General features: G+C 48.8%; 15 protein-coding genes. 12 read left to right on the top strand and 3 right to left on the bottom strand.

What is annotated here, in order from left to right:
- Positions 1–669: 669 nt before the first annotated feature.
- From fadB to QMA35_RS09370, 5 genes are all read left to right on the top strand, one after another.
- A complete protein-coding gene (gene fadB, locus QMA35_RS09390) occupies positions 670–2,814 on the top strand; it encodes a fatty acid oxidation complex subunit alpha FadB (protein WP_281646888.1) in 2,145 nt (714 codons plus the stop codon).
- A gap of 29 nt (positions 2,815–2,843) precedes the next feature.
- The gene (fadA, locus tag QMA35_RS09385; protein WP_281646887.1) at positions 2,844–4,019 is read left to right on the top strand and encodes an acetyl-CoA C-acyltransferase FadA; all 1,176 of its coding nucleotides are present in this window, start codon (positions 2,844–2,846) and stop codon (positions 4,017–4,019) included.
- Positions 4,020–4,172: 153 nt separating this feature from the next.
- Positions 4,173–4,556, top strand: a complete 384-nt coding sequence (locus QMA35_RS09380) for a hypothetical protein (RefSeq protein ID WP_281646886.1) — start codon at positions 4,173–4,175, stop codon at positions 4,554–4,556.
- A 282-nt stretch (positions 4,557–4,838) separates the two neighbouring features.
- Positions 4,839–7,475, top strand: a complete 2,637-nt coding sequence (gene topA, locus QMA35_RS09375; RefSeq protein WP_281646885.1) for a type I DNA topoisomerase — start codon at positions 4,839–4,841, stop codon at positions 7,473–7,475.
- A 127-nt stretch (positions 7,476–7,602) separates the two neighbouring features.
- Positions 7,603–8,067: a hypothetical protein gene (locus QMA35_RS09370; protein WP_281646884.1), complete on the top strand. Its 465-nt coding sequence runs from the start codon at positions 7,603–7,605 to the stop codon at positions 8,065–8,067.
- 12 nt (positions 8,068–8,079) lie between these two features.
- On the opposite strand, the gene QMA35_RS09365 is transcribed toward QMA35_RS09370, so the two are convergent.
- Positions 8,080–8,520: a SulA-like leucine-rich domain-containing protein gene (locus QMA35_RS09365; RefSeq protein ID WP_281646883.1), complete on the bottom strand. Its 441-nt coding sequence runs from the start codon at positions 8,518–8,520 to the stop codon at positions 8,080–8,082.
- A 28-nt stretch (positions 8,521–8,548) separates the two neighbouring features.
- On the bottom strand, positions 8,549–9,172 hold the full coding sequence (gene lexA, locus QMA35_RS09360; RefSeq protein ID WP_281646882.1) for a transcriptional repressor LexA: 624 nt from the start codon (positions 9,170–9,172) through the stop codon (positions 8,549–8,551).
- Between the two features lie 175 nt (positions 9,173–9,347).
- Between lexA and QMA35_RS09355 the strand changes: the two genes are divergently transcribed.
- The 7 genes from QMA35_RS09355 to QMA35_RS09325 all read left to right on the top strand — a co-directional run bounded on the left by QMA35_RS09355 (position 9,348) and on the right by QMA35_RS09325 (position 14,958).
- Complete coding sequence (locus tag QMA35_RS09355; protein ID WP_281646881.1) at positions 9,348–9,995, top strand: TetR/AcrR family transcriptional regulator; 648 nt, start codon at positions 9,348–9,350, stop codon at positions 9,993–9,995.
- A complete protein-coding gene (locus QMA35_RS09350) occupies positions 9,996–10,469 on the top strand; it encodes a L,D-transpeptidase (protein WP_281646880.1) in 474 nt (157 codons plus the stop codon).
- Positions 10,470–10,516: 47 nt separating this feature from the next.
- On the top strand, positions 10,517–11,554 hold the full coding sequence (gene nagZ / locus QMA35_RS09345) for a beta-N-acetylhexosaminidase (RefSeq protein WP_281646879.1): 1,038 nt from the start codon (positions 10,517–10,519) through the stop codon (positions 11,552–11,554).
- Positions 11,555–11,620: 66 nt separating this feature from the next.
- Positions 11,621–12,742 carry a mechanosensitive ion channel family protein gene (locus tag QMA35_RS09340; RefSeq protein WP_281646878.1) on the top strand — a complete coding sequence of 374 codons (1,122 nt, stop codon included), beginning with the start codon at positions 11,621–11,623 and terminating at the stop codon, positions 12,740–12,742.
- Positions 12,743–12,915: 173 nt separating this feature from the next.
- Positions 12,916–14,112: a SpoIIE family protein phosphatase gene (locus QMA35_RS09335; protein ID WP_281646877.1), complete on the top strand. Its 1,197-nt coding sequence runs from the start codon at positions 12,916–12,918 to the stop codon at positions 14,110–14,112.
- Positions 14,113–14,116: 4 nt separating this feature from the next.
- The gene (locus tag QMA35_RS09330; protein ID WP_281646876.1) at positions 14,117–14,458 is read left to right on the top strand and encodes an STAS domain-containing protein; all 342 of its coding nucleotides are present in this window, start codon (positions 14,117–14,119) and stop codon (positions 14,456–14,458) included.
- A gap of 14 nt (positions 14,459–14,472) precedes the next feature.
- Positions 14,473–14,958 (top strand): ATP-binding protein, encoded by a 486-nt coding sequence (locus tag QMA35_RS09325; RefSeq protein ID WP_281646875.1) that lies wholly within the window; start codon positions 14,473–14,475, stop codon positions 14,956–14,958.
- Here the strand turns inward: QMA35_RS09325 and QMA35_RS09320 are convergent.
- Positions 14,951–15,973: a CsiV family protein gene (locus QMA35_RS09320; RefSeq protein WP_281646874.1), complete on the bottom strand. Its 1,023-nt coding sequence runs from the start codon at positions 15,971–15,973 to the stop codon at positions 14,951–14,953. The two genes, QMA35_RS09325 and QMA35_RS09320, sit on opposite strands and share 8 nt — an antisense overlap.
- Between the last annotated feature and the right edge of the window lie 37 nt (positions 15,974–16,010).

Raw genomic sequence — 16,010 nt, 5'->3', positions numbered from 1 at the left:
GATAGGTCTTTTTCTTGTAGGTAGACGCCTTGTATCAGGACTGCATTCTACTGGCCCGGGGGGCTCTGAAAATAGGATGGCTTGATTATTTCCACTGTGACGAGATTGCTCTATATCTCTTCTGTCCATGATTGATAACTCCAGTGCTGAGTGCTGAGTGCTGAATCCACGGAAGGTCGTGATAAAGTCGCAGCAGGCTATAACATCAGAACCTTTATTTTTTCATGGGTTTTCAGGGCGTCCCTGAACGGTTAGTCACTCTGTCTGGTTCGTTAGATTCTTCAAAGGGCTGCTGGGAATTCAGAGCGTGGAGGCCTGGTCTGGATGTTGTGCAAAGTCACGTGAGGACAGAAAGGAGCTGCAAAGAGTGATCGAACAACTTGAGCCGATCTTGCCGGATATGATGCCAGGCAGGAGAGGGGGAGGTAAAGCATTCACCATCAAGAATGCCCAGCGCTAAACCTGCTGGGCTACCCGCCTAATCCGTAGTCAAAACACCTCAATAAGCATTTATACTTGCACTAGGTTCAAACAAGCGTTTTAATTCTCCCCGCAACATCGGGACGTGGGATGAAAACGCAAAGTTCCCCCCACAGTTCCCCAGAATGAAATATTTAGAATTTGTGGTTTTGAAAAAGCCATATAAATCAACCGAGTAGAGGTTGTTCTATGATCTATGACGGTCAGGCCATCACAGTAAAACTACTGGACGATGGTATTGCTCAGCTCGACTTCAACCTGCAGGGGGAGTCAGTCAACAAATTTAACCGAGCCACACTTCAGGAGCTCAAAGAAGCGACTGAATCGCTTAACGGCAATGGTGACGTTAAAGGTGTTGTTGTTACCAGTTCCAAAGATGTATTTATTGTTGGTGCTGACATTACCGAATTCACGGAAATGTTCGCATTGCCCGAAGAAGAGCTGGTTGAGGGCACTGTAGCCACCAACGCTATCTTCAGTGCTTTCGAAGACCTGCCGGTTCCTACTGCTGTTGCCATTAATGGCATCGCGCTGGGCGGTGGTTTTGAAATGTGTCTGGCAGCGGACTACCGGGTTATGTCTACCAAAGCCAAGGTTGGTCTGCCAGAAGTCAAACTGGGTATCTTCCCGGGCTTCGGTGGTACTGTTCGCCTGAGCCGCCTGGTGGGTTGCGACAATGCGGTTGAGTGGATTTGTGGTGGTACTGAAAATCGCCCTGATGCAGCGCTGAAAATCGGCGCGGTTGATGCGGTTGTTGAACCTGAGAAGCTGTTTGAAGCTGCCATTGATGTGGTTAAGCGCTCTATCGCTGGCGAGCTGGACTACAAAGCCAAGCGTCAGGAGAAGCTGGAAGGCATCAAGCTGCCTATGATGGAACAGATGATGGCGTTCAATTCCGCTATCGGTTTCGTTGCTGGCAAGGCTGGCCCGAACTATCCCGCTCCTGTCACGGCTATCAAGACCATTCAGAAGCATGCCGGCAAGAAGCGTGATGATGCTATCCGCATCGAAGCCAAAGGCTTCGCCAAGATGGCAAAAACCAGCGTTGCACAAAACCTGGTTGGTTTGTTCCTGAACGACCAGGCCCTGAAGAAGACTGCTAAAGACTTTGAAGCGAAAGCTGGCAAGGTTGAACAGGCGGCTGTTCTGGGTGCTGGCATCATGGGTGGCGGTATTGCTTACCAGTCCGCTCTGAAAGGCACGCCAATCATCATGAAAGACATCAATCAGGCCGGTATCGATCTGGGTCTGAATGAAGCCAAGAAACTGCTGACCAAGCGCGTTGATCGCAAGAAGATGGATGCGGGCAAAATGGGCGATGTTCTGAACGCCATCAAGCCCACTCTGTCTTATGGCGATTTTGAATCTGTCGACGTTGTTGTGGAAGCGGTTGTTGAAAACATCAAGGTTAAGCACGCCGTTCTGGCCGAAGCTGAGAAGCAAGTGAAGCCTGGCACTGTTCTGACCTCTAATACCTCTACAATCTCCATCACAAAGCTGGCGGAAGCTCTTGAGCGCCCTGAAGATTTCTGTGGTATGCACTTCTTCAATCCTGTGCATATGATGCCGCTGGTGGAAGTTATCCGTGGTGAGAAGTCCAGCGAAGAGACTATCGCAACCACGGTTAAGTACGCCAAGCAGATGGGTAAGACTCCGGTTGTCGTAAACGACTGCCCGGGCTTTTTGGTGAACCGCGTTCTGTTCCCGTACTTTGGTGGCTTTGCCGGTCTGCTCCGCGATGGTGCTGACTTCCAGAAAGTCGACAAGGTTATGGAAAAGTTTGGCTGGCCTATGGGCCCCGCTTACCTGATGGACGTTGTCGGTATTGATACCGGTGTTCATGCTGAAGGTGTGATGGCGGAAGGTTTCCCTGAGCGCATGAGCCGTGACTTCAAGAGTGCCATGGACGTGATGTTCGAAAACGAGCGTTATGGTCAGAAGAACGGTGTTGGTTTCTACAAGTACGAAACTGACAAGCGCGGCAAGCCCAAGAAGGTTGTTGATCAGGCCGCTTACGAGCTGATCGCGCCTGTCTCCGCTGAGTCTAAAGACTTTGATGCTGAAGAGATCATCGCCCGCTGCATGATTCCTATGTGCCTGGAAGTTGTGCGCTGCCTGGAAGACAAGATTGTTGAGACGCCAGCAGATGCCGACATGGGCTTGATCTTCGGTGTTGGCTTCCCTCCATTCCGTGGTGGTGCGATTCGCTACATCGAGGAAATGGGTCTGCAGAACTTCGTTGACCTGTGCGACAAATACGCTGACCTTGGTGCGCTGTACGCGCCGACCGAGAACCTGCGCAAGATGGCCGCTGAAGGCAAGACTTTCTACTAATAGTCTTGAAGAATTTAGGAGCAATAAAAATGAGTCTGAATCCAAGAGACGCGGTTATTGTTGATGCAGTGCGTACCCCGATGGGTCGCTCTAAAAACGGTATGTTCCGCAATGTTCGTTCAGAGAAGCTGTCTGCCGAGCTGATGATTGCGCTGATGCAGCGTAATGACGCTCTGAATCCGGCGGAAATTGAAGATGTGATCTGGGGCTGTGTAAACCAGACCAAAGAGCAGGGCATGAACATTGCCCGTAATGCGGCCATGCTGGCGGGTATTCCACGCACTGTGGCGGCCCAGACAGTCAACCGTTTGTGTGGTTCTTCCATGCAGGCACTGCACACGGCTGCTCAGGGCATCATGACCGGTAACGGTGATGTGTTCGTAGTGGGTGGTGTTGAGCACATGGGCCACGTAAAAATGGACCACGGCATTGACCTGAACCCTGAAGGTTCCAAGCACTACGCCAAGGCGTCCAACATGATGGGCCTGACTGCGGAAATGCTGGGCCAGATGAACGGTATCAACCGTCAGATGCAGGATGAGTTCGGTGTGCGTTCCCACCAGAAAGCCTGGGAAGCGACTCAGGAAGGTCGTTGGGATAACGAGATCATTGCCATTGAAGGTCACAATGCCGAAGGCTTTAAGGTCAAGTGCACCGTTGATGAAGTGATTCGTCCGGAAACGACTCTGGAAGGTCTGCAGGGCCTGCGCCCAGTGTTTGATCCCAAGAATGGTACCGTGACGGCTGGTACATCCTCTGCCTTGTCGGACGGTGCGTCTGCACTGCTGGTTATGTCTGCAGAGCGTGCTCAGGCCCTGGGTCTGAACATTCGCGCCAAGGTTCGCAGCATGGCTGTGGCTGGCTGTGAAGCGGCTGTGATGGGACGTGGTCCTGTTCCTGCTACTCAAAAGGCTCTGAAGCGTGCAGGTCTGGATATCAATGATATTGATATCTTCGAGCTGAACGAAGCTTTCGCTGCGCAGGGTCTGGCGGTTATGAAGGAACTGAAAATCCTTGATCGCATGGAAGACAAGGTCAACCTGAACGGTGGCGCTATTGCTCTGGGGCACCCGCTGGGTTGTTCTGGTGCTCGTATTACCGGTACTCTGCTGAATGTCATGGAAGGTCAGGGCGCGACTCTGGGCCTGGCAACCATGTGCATCGGTCTGGGTCAGGGCATTGCGACTGTGATCGAGAGAGTGTGATTAAGCGGGTTTAACCCTCTTATTCTTCTCTATTAAAATTAGCCCGCTGCTTCGGCAGTGGGCTTTTGTGTGTCTGCCTGTTTTCTTTGCCAAGAAACTGATTGCCTTCTTAACTGTGAGTGTCAGGGGTTGGTCAGGGAAACAGGGGTATGAGTGTTCTTGCAGGTGTGGAAAAGCAGTCTTGGGCGTGAAGACATGGAGGGAGTGAGGGCGAAGATCACCGTGGAGTTAAAAGAAAAATACAATGACGCACGACTTGCTAGCTTACCACTCTTTGTTGAGACATTAGAGACAGGGGAAAGGGTAGGTCATGTCAGGGGCAGGTTTAACCATCTTTGTGGGGAGAGATATGAAAGTTGTGATGGTGATGTGGTTAACTTTAATTTAGAAGCTAGTAATCTGTTTTTTGATGAAGACGCGATAGGTGAGCTTCTGGGGGAGAGCTTCCAGACTGAGCCCTACAGGCAAGAACTTAAGAGTCGCCTTTTTGAATCCGTGAATGGTGGGGATGCCAGAGAGTATTTTTTAAATCGCTAGCAGCTGGCGGAAGAAAATAAAAATACTATTCAAACCTTGTCTGATTTGAAAAGAGCTGTGTAATCTATAAGAAAATCTTCTTGTAATCTTCCGTATTTGGTGGATGCAAATGTGAATTTATAGATGTGCGAAGAGTAGGCTATACATTATTTTTGGAGGTTTCTTGCAAAAGAACCTTGACCACAGGCACGGTAAAAAATATATAGTTGTGCAAATTTTTTGATTCTCCCTCTCGGACATTTGCCCGAACGGGTGACAATACAGGATGTGAGTTGATCGTTTATGGGTAAATCTCTGGTTATTGTGGAGTCGCCTGCCAAGGCGAAAACCATCAATAAATATCTGGGCAAGGATTTTGTGGTGAAGTCCAGTGTTGGGCATATCCGTGATCTCCCGGTCAGTGGTGGCCAGCGCAAGCCCGTTGATGCCAAAGCCAGGGCTAAGGCTGCGGCTGAGACTCGTAAACTCTCCCCGGAACAAAAAGAAATTCGCAAAAGAGAGAAAGCTCGCCAGCAACTTATTGAGCGTATGGGGGTTGATCCCGAGCGTGACTGGAAGGCGAAGTACGAAATCCTTCCAGGGAAAGAAAAAGTTGTTGATGAGCTTCGTCGCTTGGCAGCCAATGCCGACACTGTTTATCTCGCAACGGATTTGGATCGTGAGGGGGAGGCTATAGCTTGGCATCTGCAGCAAACTATTGGCGAAGGTGTTGCCGCTTATCGTCGGGTAACCTTTAACGAAATTACCAAAGCCGCGATCACAGAGGCTTTTAAAGAACCTGGTGAGCTGAATGTTGATCGTGTGAATGCTCAGCAGGCTCGCCGTTTTCTGGATCGGGTTGTGGGTTATATGGTTTCGCCACTGCTCTGGGCAAAGATTGCCCGGGGATTATCTGCAGGGCGTGTACAATCCGTTGCGGTACGTTTGATTGTTGAGCGTGAGCGGGAAATTCGTAAGTTCATTCCTGAAGAGTTCTGGGAAGTTTATGCAGACCTGAATGCTACTGGCGGCAGCAAAGTGCGTTTTCAGGTTGAAAAGCAAAAGGGCGAGAAATTCCGTCCTGGCAATGAAGAACAAACTAACGCTGCAGTCGCCGCGCTCAAATCTGCCAGTTTTAATGTTGCCAGTCGTGATGACCGCCCAACAACAACAAAGGCTCCTGCACCTTTTATTACTTCAACCCTGCAGCAGGCTGCCAGTACCCGCTTGGGTTTTTCGGTTAAGAAAACCATGACCTTGGCTCAGCGTCTCTATGAAGGCGGCCACATTACTTACATGCGTACCGACTCCACCAATCTCAGCTCAGAAGCTGTTGGTGTTGTGCGTGATTATATTGATGACCATTTTGGGAAAGATTATCTGCCAGACAATCCACTGGTTTATTCCAGCAAGGATGGAGCGCAGGAAGCTCACGAGGCCATTCGTCCTTCTAATGTGGCGGCGGAGCCAAAAAAGGTAAAAGGTCTTGAACGTGATGCTGAGCGACTGTATGAGTTGATTTGGCGCCAGTTTGTCGCTTGTCAGATGCCCCCAGCTCGCTACCTGAGTACCAGTGTTATTGTGAACGCTGGTGACTTTGAGTTGAAAATTCGTGGTCGCACCTTAAAGTTTGATGGTTTTACCAAGGTGTTGCCCCCTGTTTCCGGAAAGGTAGAAGATGTAATTTTGCCAGAGATGAAAGAGGGCGATATTCTCGATCTTCAGAAACTCGACCCCCGTCAACTATTTACCAAGCCTCCTGCCCGTTTTTCCGAAGCCGCCCTTGTACGCGAGCTGGAAAAGAAAGGAATTGGTCGTCCATCAACTTATGCTTCCATCATCTCCACTATCCAGGATCGTGGTTACGTCACCCTGAAAAACCGTCGCTTCTATGCGGAAAAGATGGGGGATATTGTCACCGATCGGCTGGTGGAAAACTTCCATGACCTGCTGGATTACAACTTTACTGCCAATATGGAGGAGGATCTTGATCATGTGGCGAACGGGGAATCTGATTGGAAAAACCTGCTAAATGGTTTTTATAAGGATTTCAGAAGCAAGTTGGAACAGGCTGAGCAGAAAGAAGGTGGCATGCGGGCCAATGAGCCTGTGATGACAGATATTGAATGTACAGATTGCGCTCGTCCAATGCAGATCCGTACTGCTAGTACTGGGGTTTTCCTGGGTTGTTCCGGTTATTCTCTGCCGCCAAAAGAGCGTTGCAAGAAAACCATGAACCTTGTTCATGGTGATGAGGCCATTCACGCGGATGATGAAAACGCAGAAGTGAATGCGTTGCGGGCCATGCACCGTTGCCCGATCTGTTCAACAGCTATGGAAAGTTACCTTCTGGACGAACAGAGAAAGATTCATATCTGTGGTAACAATCCCGATTGTTCTGGATATGAGATCGAAAAAGGTCAGTTCAAGATTAAGGGCTATGAAGGTCCGGTCATTGAATGTGACAAGTGCGGTGCGGATATGCAGTTGAAGTCTGGCCGCTTTGGTAAGTACTTTGGTTGTACTGCTGAAGAGTGCAAGAATACCCGCAAGTTGCTCAAGAGTGGCGAAGCGGCACCGCCGAAGATGGATCCGGTGCCAATGCCTGAGCTTCAGTGTGTGAAGGTTGAGGATCATTATATCCTTCGTGATGGGGCTTCCGGACTGTTTCTGGCTGCCAGCAAATTTCCGAAGAACCGGGAAACTCGTGCGCCATTGGTAAAGGAGCTTCTGCCCCATAAAGATGCTATTGATAAGAAATATCACTTCCTGATGTCTGCGCCTGTTTCAGATCCTGATGGGAATCCAGCAATGGTGCGTTATAGTCGTAAAACCAAGCAGCAGTATGTTATGACTGAAGTAGAAGGTAAGGCCAGTGGCTGGCAAGCCTTTTACGTTGATGGAAAGTGGGACATCAGAGATAAGCGTAAAAAGAAATAACTGATCCTGTCTGATTGCAATAACGGCCACGCAGAAATGCGTGGCCGTTGTTTCATTTGTGTCGTTTAAAAGGCTGAAATTTTTCCACGATAGCGATACTCTGCATGCACTTGGAGAGGGGTATGGCATGAGCGAGAAGTTGCAGAGTTTCACTAATAGCAAACTGGTGATGGCGCAGTCAGCACTGAATGCTATGGAATCTGAGCAGGGAATCAGTCGGGAAAGTTTTCGTCAGGCCTTTCTTTTCCATATTTCTGGTGTGGTCAGCGGCCTTGTTGGAGAGGTGTTGGAAGCCAGTCTGGTGCAAATTGGTAGGCCCGTGGAGTTTGTGGAGGCGGAACAGCTACTGAAGGAGCGCAATGTGCTTTCCGGTGGTATTCAGCAGATAAGAAACCTTGTCGAGCACGGCTGGTTAGGCCCTGTCTTTGAGGATCTCAGACTGGCGCAGTTAACTGTGGAGTTGTCTGAGGCTCAGTCTGTTAATGTGATTGCAAGCTCTTCCGGAACTGGAAGTCGCGGAAATGAAGCTGAGAGTATCAATTCTGTGCGTCAGCTGGTGCAGGATATACGAGGGCAGTTGCAGGAGTGGTAAATCACTTCAACCTTAGCCTTTTCGTTGTCTGATAATGATACCTGCACAATCTCCGGCGGAAGCTGACTGCTCGAGTTGTGCCATTGCTTTCTGGTCTATACCGTGAGTCCAGTTGATAACAGTATGACTGTTGCCAGCAGCAAGAACTTTATTGCTGAGATTCAGGCAGCCCTCATTATTTTCCGCCGTTAGCAGAAGAAGGTTATTAATAACAACGCCAGTGGTTTTCAGCCACTGGGCTATATCTTTTGCCTGCAGGTTTGCACAAACCAGGGTAAGCCAACGATGATCATCACTTCTGCTTAGTTGTGTCAGCATGGGGGCGACCAGTGCCGCCATGCTGAACCCCAGTGACGGAAGGATAACTTCACTGATACGTTCTTCCATGGTGATTGTGGAAGGTTGTGCTTTGGTATCGGAGCAGTTTTCAAAGAGAGTATTCTGAGTCTGCATGGTGTAATCCTGCCGTACGGGGTGGGTATCAGTGGCGAATAACGCCGACACTCAAACCTTCAATTTCCAAATGTTCATGGGACAGATCAACTTTAATGGGTTGAAAGTCACTGTTTTCCGGATGAAGCCAGACAATGTTTTTCTTGCGCTCAAAACGTTTGACTGTTACTTCATCTCCCAGACGGGCAACAACAATCTGACCATTATGGATATCTGTGGTTTTATGTACGGCCAGCAAATCTCCATCCATAATGCCAATATTTTTCATGCTCATACCTTTTACTCTGAGCAGATAGTCAGCCTTGGGGTGGAAGAAATCCGGGGCGAGAGTGCAATGATTCTCGATATGCTCCTGAGCCAGGATAGGGGATCCGGCTGCCACCTGTCCAACTATGGGGAGGCCAGATTCAGTAGTCTGCCCTTGAGGTTCATTGGCAGTATTCGCTGGAATGCGTATTCCACGGGAGGTTCCGGGAATGATTTCAATAGCACCTTTACGGGCAAGCGCTTTTAAATGATCTTCCGCCGCGTTGGCAGACCGGAAACCCAGTTCTCGAGCAATTTCCGCTCGAGTGGGAGGAAAGCCTGTTTCATCAATGTGACTCTTGATGACATCCAGAATCTCGGATTGTCTTTTGGTCAACTTGATCATAGTTTTATTTGTCTGTGTTTTTATACAGTACCTGTGATTATATACAGCTTTTTTGTTTCTGCAACAAACTGTGAATCAAATCAGGCGGGAATAAAGGGGTTGTGCTTGACAGGAACTGTATTTGAATAAAGCATGTGTTTAAAACATTTGTTTTGTTCGGGTGAGGTTGCAACCAATGGCACAAACAGACACAGTAGAACGGATTCTGGATGCAGCAGAGTCTCTGTTTGCCGAAAAGGGGTTTTCAGAAACATCTCTTCGAACTATTACGAGTCGTGCAAAAGTGAATCTGGCTGCAGTGAACTATCACTTTGGCTCTAAAAACGTACTTATTCAAGCCGTCTTCACACGTTTTCTTGATCCGTTTGCTGAGGGTTTAGGTAAACGCCTGGATCATATTGAAAGCACTGGTGAGGAGCCAAGTCTGGAAGAGCTTATCAGCATGCTTTTTATTGAAGTGCTGCGAGTCAAGCCTAGAGGGCAAAACGATCTAAAAGTCTTTATGCGGTTACTGGCTTTAGCCTATGCTCAGGCTCAGGGGCATTTGCGCAAACATTTGCAGGCTATTTATGGCCATGTTTTTACTCGCTATTTCCGTTTGTTGGTCAAAGTTGCACCAGGCCTGCCGGAGAATGAATTGTACTGGCGTATAAACTTTATGATGGGTTCCGTTATTTTCACAATGTCGGATTTCGATACCCTCAATGCTATCAGTGAGGCTGAGAATGGTACAACGGCCAGTATTGAAGATACCCTGAAACGTCTTGCTCCTTTCCTTGTGTCCGGCATGCGTGCGCCGCAACCTGCTGATCTGGAGAAGTAAATGTTGATCACAGTCGATATTGGCAAACAGCTACTGACTCTTGAAATGGGAGAAGTTGTTCGGCAATGGTCTGTGTCTACCGGTCTGAATGGAACAGGGCAGTTGAGTGGCAGCCTGCAAACCCCTCTGGGCAAACATTATATCCGGGCAAGGATTGGTGATGGCCTTCCTTCGCGAGCGGTTCTGAAAGGGCGTCGTTTTACCGGTGAAATTTGGACCCCAGTGCTTCACAGTGAGCAGCCGGGTAGGGACTGGATTTTGGGACGAATTCTCTGGCTCTGTGGTAAAGAACCAGGATTTAATCGTTCAGGTGATGTCGATACCCAGCGTCGTTATATTTATATTCATGGAACACCTGACTCAGAGTCGATGGGTGTTCCTCTTTCCCACGGTTGTATCCGGATGAATTGCGATGACCTTCTTGAGTTATATCCATTGACCTACTCCGGGATGATTGTCAACATTCACCAGTGAGTGCGGCAAGCCTGAGCTCTTTCCAAAAGCCTGTGCAGAGGTCTTATATGTCTGATTGTCTTGAAGGGGTGCTGGTGTTTGATCTGGAAGGTCAAACGCTGTCGGACAGAGAAAAATGTCTTCTAATACATCCGGCTGTAGTCGGGGTTATTCTCTTTTCCCGGAACTTTCAAAACCGCAATCAACTCGTTGACCTTGTTGATGAAATTCGATCGATAAACGCCGGTCTCCTGATAATGACAGATCAGGAAGGTGGTCGGGTTCAACGTTTTCGCAGTGATGGGTTTACCCGGGTTCCGGCCATGGGAATCATCGGTGAACAGTGGAACAAAGATCCTCACCAGGCTGTTTATCTTGCTCGTGATACGGGGTGGCTGCTTGCCAGCGAACTTCGCGCTTCTGGAATAGATCTTGGCCTTTCTCCTATCCTTGATCTGGATCGTGGCATCAGTCGGGTCATTGGCGATCGAGGTTTTTCTGCTGACCCCGAAATTATTTCCAAACTTGCAGCTGCTTTTATCTCTGGGCTTCATGAGGCTGGTATGGCTTCTGTTGGGAAACATTTTCCCGGCCATGGTGGCATTGGTGTTGATTCTCATATTGGTCTTCCCGTTGACCGTCGCTCCCTGGAAGATATTGAAGAAGATCTGATGCCATACCGTAGCCTTGTTTCAAAAGGGCTTGATGCTGTTATGCCAGCACATGTGTGCTTTTCTGTCGCAGATGAGCAGCCTGCAGGGTTTTCTGAATACTGGTTGCAGAATGTTTTGCGCGAAGATATTGGTTTTGACGGCGCAATATTCAGTGATTGTTTGAGTATGGCTGGTGCCCGTGTGGTCGGTAATATTGTTCAGCGTTCTGAAAAAGCATTACTGGCAGGGTGTGACGCAATTCTTGTGTGTAATAACCCGGAAAGTGTTGATCAGGTTGTCAATGCGCTGGAAAAGGGTGCGATTCATTTCCCTGAGAGCCCTCTCAGAAGAAAACGACTTGAGAAGATGCGTGGGGCTTCCTCCCAATCCTGGAAAGAGCTGGAATCCAGTACTCGCAGAGTTGAAATTATTAACAGCTATCAAGCTTTGTAGTTGTTAGCAATGCCAGCCTTGCTTACTTTCCATAAGGCGATTGATTAAGAGACTGTGGTAAGCAGTATGAGCAATGTATTAGAAGCCGTTCAGGCATGGTTCGCAGCCCAGGGTAGCTGGGTGTTTCAGGTGTTTATTGTCTTGCTGCTAACGGCAGTGGCGCATTTGGTTGTGCGGATTGTTTTTGGGCGACTGGAACAAGGCCTGAAGAAAACTGCCAACGTTTGGGATGACGCATTGCTCCATGCCACCAGAAAACCTGCTATTGCCCTTGTATGGGTTGTTGGATTGATGTGGGCTGCAGATATTGCCCGGCAGGAGTCTCAGGCTTCCATTCTTAAAGGTATGGGGGCTCTTTACGATCTTGCCATTGTCACTATTGTTTCCTGGGCTGCCATTCGTTTTATTCGTGAAATAGAGGCCAAATATGTTGGCTCGACAGACCCTTCTCAAGTGGATGAGACTACGGCAATGGCTATCAGTAAGCTGCTGCGTGCTGTTGTCATCGTCACCTCGGCCTTGGTTGTTCTTCAAACTATGGGCTATAGCATTTCCGGTATTCTTGCTTTTGGTGGTATTGGTGGTATCGCTATAGGCTTCGCGGCCAAAGATTTACTGGCCAACTTTTTTGGTGGCATGATGATCTATCTGGATCGCCCCTTTAAGGTGGGAGACTGGATTCGCTCTCCAGATAAAAATATTGAAGGTACAGTAGAATATGTGGGTTGGCGTCAGACCCGTATCCGAACTTTTGATAAGCGTCCTCTCTATGTGCCAAATGCCACGTTTAGCAATATCTCTGTAGAAAACCCGTCCCGTATGGAAAATCGTCGGATTAAGGAAACGATTGGTCTTCGCTACAGTGATGCCCGCGCCATGCCTGCTGTTCTTGAAGAGGTTCGTAGCTATCTTGTGAGCCATGAAGAGATTGATACCAGCAAGATTCTTATGGTGCACTTCAATAGTTTTGGGCCGTCTTCACTGGATTTCTTTATCTACTGCTTCACTAAAACCTGTGACTGGGCACGCTTCCATCAAGTAAAAGAGCAGGTGATGATCGACATTCTCGATATTATCCATCGCCATAATGCTGATGTGGCCTTTCCAACGCGCACCCTGGATATTTCTGCGGCTGATCTGGCCGGTGCTATTCCTGCTCAGATCTCAGGGGTAGAAAGTGCGCAGTAAAGTATTTTTTAAACAGTACTGAATATTGCTCGAGCCGCCATAAAGTTGGCGGCCATTCATAAAGCAATCTTCAATCTGTTGGTTTCCTGCTCTCTTGCGTTCCAGTGACGCCTGCCTGACACCCCCGCACTGCTATAACTTCAACATTACCCAGTCAGAAAAGTCGGTTGTACATGGATGTACTGATTGTTGAAGATGCCCGGGATCAGCGGAAATTATTATCTGCCGTTATACGCCGCCTTGGGCACACCGTTCATCAGGCAGAGGATGGTGTTGAGGCCTTAGCGGTTCTTACTGAGCGCAGTGAAATCAGCATAGTGATCAGTGATTGGATGATGCCTAATATGGATGGCATCAGTTTGTGCGAAGCCATTCGTGATGGGCGCTTCCAGCGTTATATCTATTTTATTCTTCTTACCGGTAAAACAGATCGGGATGCCACGGTAAAAGGTCTCTCGGTGGGAGCTGATGATTTTCTCCGCAAGCCAGTGGATTATCAGGAGCTTGAGGCGAGACTGAAGTCTGGTGCACGGGTGATCTCCCTCGAACAAAGTCTTGAGCTGAAAAACGAACAGCTTGCCAAGACTCTGACTTCCGTTGAAAGCGATCTGGAATCCGCGGCCAAAACCCAGGAAAGCCTTCTGGCTCCACCGGCAGTGATACAGGGGGTTGGGTTTGACTGGCACTTTCAGCCCAGCCAGATTCTTGGTGGTGATATGTTTGGCTACCATGCTCTGGATGATGAGCATGTGATGTTTTACCAGCTGGATGTGGCTGGACATGGAATACCTTCCGCATTGTTTTCATTTACCTTAAATAACCTGCTGATGGATATGGATGCCCATACCACCATGTTGCGGGAGCAAATTTCTAATCCTCCTTACTATAAAGTCCGGCCATCAGAGGATGTTGTTGCCAGCTTGAATCAGCGTTTTCAGACAACTGCGGAAACCATGCTTTACTTCACCATGATTTATGGAGTTATTCATACCCCGACTGGCAAAGTCAGAATGACCCATGCTGGTCATCCGGAAACCCTTTGGCTCAGGCCTGCCGATGGCGAGTTGCACCCAATAAAGGACACTGGTTTGCCTGTAGGAATGATGCCGGGGATGAGTTGGAGTTTCTCTGAGTTGACCCTGAAAAAGGGTGATCGGCTGTTTATGTACTCCGATGGTATTACCGAGTGTGAAAATCCGACAGGGGAGCAGTACGGCGATCAGCGCTTGCGTGATGCACTCTATGGTGGGCGACAGATGCCGATGAAAGAAATGATAGACAAAGTCTGGTCAGAGCTGAGCGACTGGCGGGACTGCAACACTTTTGATGATGATGTGACGTATCTTGTGCTGGAGTACCAGGGAGGTTAGCACTATGGGATTCAGTAATCGCCAGGAAGCAGATAAAACTGTTGTAGAAGTTGATGAGTCACGGCTTGATGCCAGTCTCGCAACACCGTTTCGGGATTATATCTTTGACTTGATCGGGCAGGGGCAGAAAGATCTGATAGTGGATTTATCCAAGGTGGATTTTATGGATAGCAGCGGATTAGGGGCAATCGTTGCTGCACTAAAGCAGGTTGGCGGAGATGGAGCGATTCAGCTGGCCGGCCCTCAGAAATCTGTCCATGACCTTTTTGATCTGACTTGTATGGATAAAATTTTCAAGATTCATGGCTCGGTTGATGATGCACTTTCTGATAGCAGCAAACACTGATAGAGGAGGCCGGGGTGAAAGAATCTACAGATAAGCAACCCCGGAAGGGTGGTTCGACACCGACTGGCGCCAAGGGGCAATGCCTTTCCCTCAGCATCAATAGTCAGATAGAAGACACAGTGCTGGTTGCTATGGCCATCCGGGGCGTATGTGCCATGACCGGGCTTTCTGCGGAAGATATTAACCGTATTGAGTTGTGTGTGGTTGAAGTGGTGAATAACGCTATTGAGCATGCCTACGGCGGTTGCAGCGGCAGCCTGGTGAATGTGGATGTGTTTGTTGAGCCGGGCAAGGCTCTTGAAATTGTTGTGAAGGATCAGGGGAAGGCTATGCCTGCATTGGGTGAAGTGCAGGGCGTACAGGTTCCGGATCCTACTGATCCGGATACCTGGGCGGTATCCGGAAGAGGCTTACCTATTGTCGATCAGTTGATGGATGCCATTCGCTACGAGACCAGTGATGATGGTAATGCATTTCATATGATCAGGCAGCTCAGTTAACAGTTACGGGGGCTGCTTCTTCACTTCCGGAAAGTTCTTCGAGCTCCGCTGTAATCACTTCTTCTAGTTCTGGCTTTTCCCATGGCGTAACTCTGATCAGCAACCCTGCCTGCGGACTATCTATATAAACTAACTTGCCCGGTGTCAGCCGTTTGCTGGATTTCAGGGGCATACTTGCCGAATAGTTTAAAATGTTTTCAGGCCAGAGTAACTGTTGTGGTTTAACTTCAACCTTAGCCTGAAGAGGGCCAGGTAAAACAATGTCAGTTATTTCTGGTTGTTTGAACGGAGAAACCAGGAATGGAGCGCCGGCAAGGATCTGCGTCATTGGACGAACCGGATTAAGTGTATTCACCCATAGTTCAGTATCCGCATGAACAAAGCGTTTCAAAGAGAGTTGTAAAACACCTTCAATCTCTCGACTGCTGCCAGACTGTTGACCTGCTGCGATATAAATAGAGACAGGCTCACCTTCCTTAACAAGAGGCATCCGCCAGCTGCTTTGCCAAAGTGGCCGGTAGTCTCTGGAGCGACGCAGTATTCCTGCTGCCTTACCCAGTTGGGATTGATCCTTCGGTAGAAGGACAAAAGCATCCTGATTCAGATCTGGCTTTCTATCAGTAATAGGTTCAACTGGTTCTAGAGAGGGTAGGTGTTCCGACTGCAAAACAGGAGCCGCAGCAGGAACCGGTTGACCCAGATAGTCATCTGGTACAGCTAATGTCGCGTCGTCGTTAGTCAAACCTGCTACGGCTGGTTCTGGAATCAGCACCTCTGGAGGTGTTGGTTGTGGAAGAAAAGCGGCTGGTATAGTCAGTTGCTTTTCGTTGTAAAGAACCACGCTATCCAGAGGCAGGTTGTGGGGCGTCGCGGGAGGCAGCTTTTCCTGATCCTGTTGACTTTTTTGGCGAAATACGAGTACATCGAACTGATACCAGGAAGGCTTTTCCTGTATTTCAGCATCGATGATGGCGACTTCTTCCTGAGCCTGTAGCATTGGCGATAGTGCTGCCATGAGCCCGCAATACAGCCACGTTTTCCTGAATTTATTT

Origin of the sequence: Parendozoicomonas sp. Alg238-R29 (assembly GCF_947331445.1) — a bacterium.
Lineage (GTDB): Bacteria > Pseudomonadota > Gammaproteobacteria > Pseudomonadales > Endozoicomonadaceae > Sansalvadorimonas.
This window is presented reverse-complemented; position numbering and strand designations above follow the sequence as displayed.

Coding starts and splice junctions, on each gene's coding strand:
- QMA35_RS09320 (WP_281646874.1), bottom strand. CDS start 15,973: ATGGCAGCACTATCGCCAATGCTACAGGCTCAGGAAGAAGTCGCCATC.
- QMA35_RS09370 (WP_281646884.1), top strand. CDS start 7,603: ATGAGCGAGAAGTTGCAGAGTTTCACTAATAGCAAACTGGTGATGGCG.
- QMA35_RS09340 (WP_281646878.1), top strand. CDS start 11,621: ATGAGCAATGTATTAGAAGCCGTTCAGGCATGGTTCGCAGCCCAGGGT.
- QMA35_RS09330 (WP_281646876.1), top strand. CDS start 14,117: ATGGGATTCAGTAATCGCCAGGAAGCAGATAAAACTGTTGTAGAAGTT.
- QMA35_RS09350 (WP_281646880.1), top strand. CDS start 9,996: ATGTTGATCACAGTCGATATTGGCAAACAGCTACTGACTCTTGAAATG.
- fadA (WP_281646887.1), top strand. CDS start 2,844: ATGAGTCTGAATCCAAGAGACGCGGTTATTGTTGATGCAGTGCGTACC.
- lexA (WP_281646882.1), bottom strand. CDS start 9,172: ATGATCAAGTTGACCAAAAGACAATCCGAGATTCTGGATGTCATCAAG.
- fadB (WP_281646888.1), top strand. CDS start 670: ATGATCTATGACGGTCAGGCCATCACAGTAAAACTACTGGACGATGGT.
- nagZ (WP_281646879.1), top strand. CDS start 10,517: ATGTCTGATTGTCTTGAAGGGGTGCTGGTGTTTGATCTGGAAGGTCAA.
- topA (WP_281646885.1), top strand. CDS start 4,839: ATGGGTAAATCTCTGGTTATTGTGGAGTCGCCTGCCAAGGCGAAAACC.
- QMA35_RS09335 (WP_281646877.1), top strand. CDS start 12,916: ATGGATGTACTGATTGTTGAAGATGCCCGGGATCAGCGGAAATTATTA.
- QMA35_RS09365 (WP_281646883.1), bottom strand. CDS start 8,520: ATGCAGACTCAGAATACTCTCTTTGAAAACTGCTCCGATACCAAAGCA.
- QMA35_RS09355 (WP_281646881.1), top strand. CDS start 9,348: ATGGCACAAACAGACACAGTAGAACGGATTCTGGATGCAGCAGAGTCT.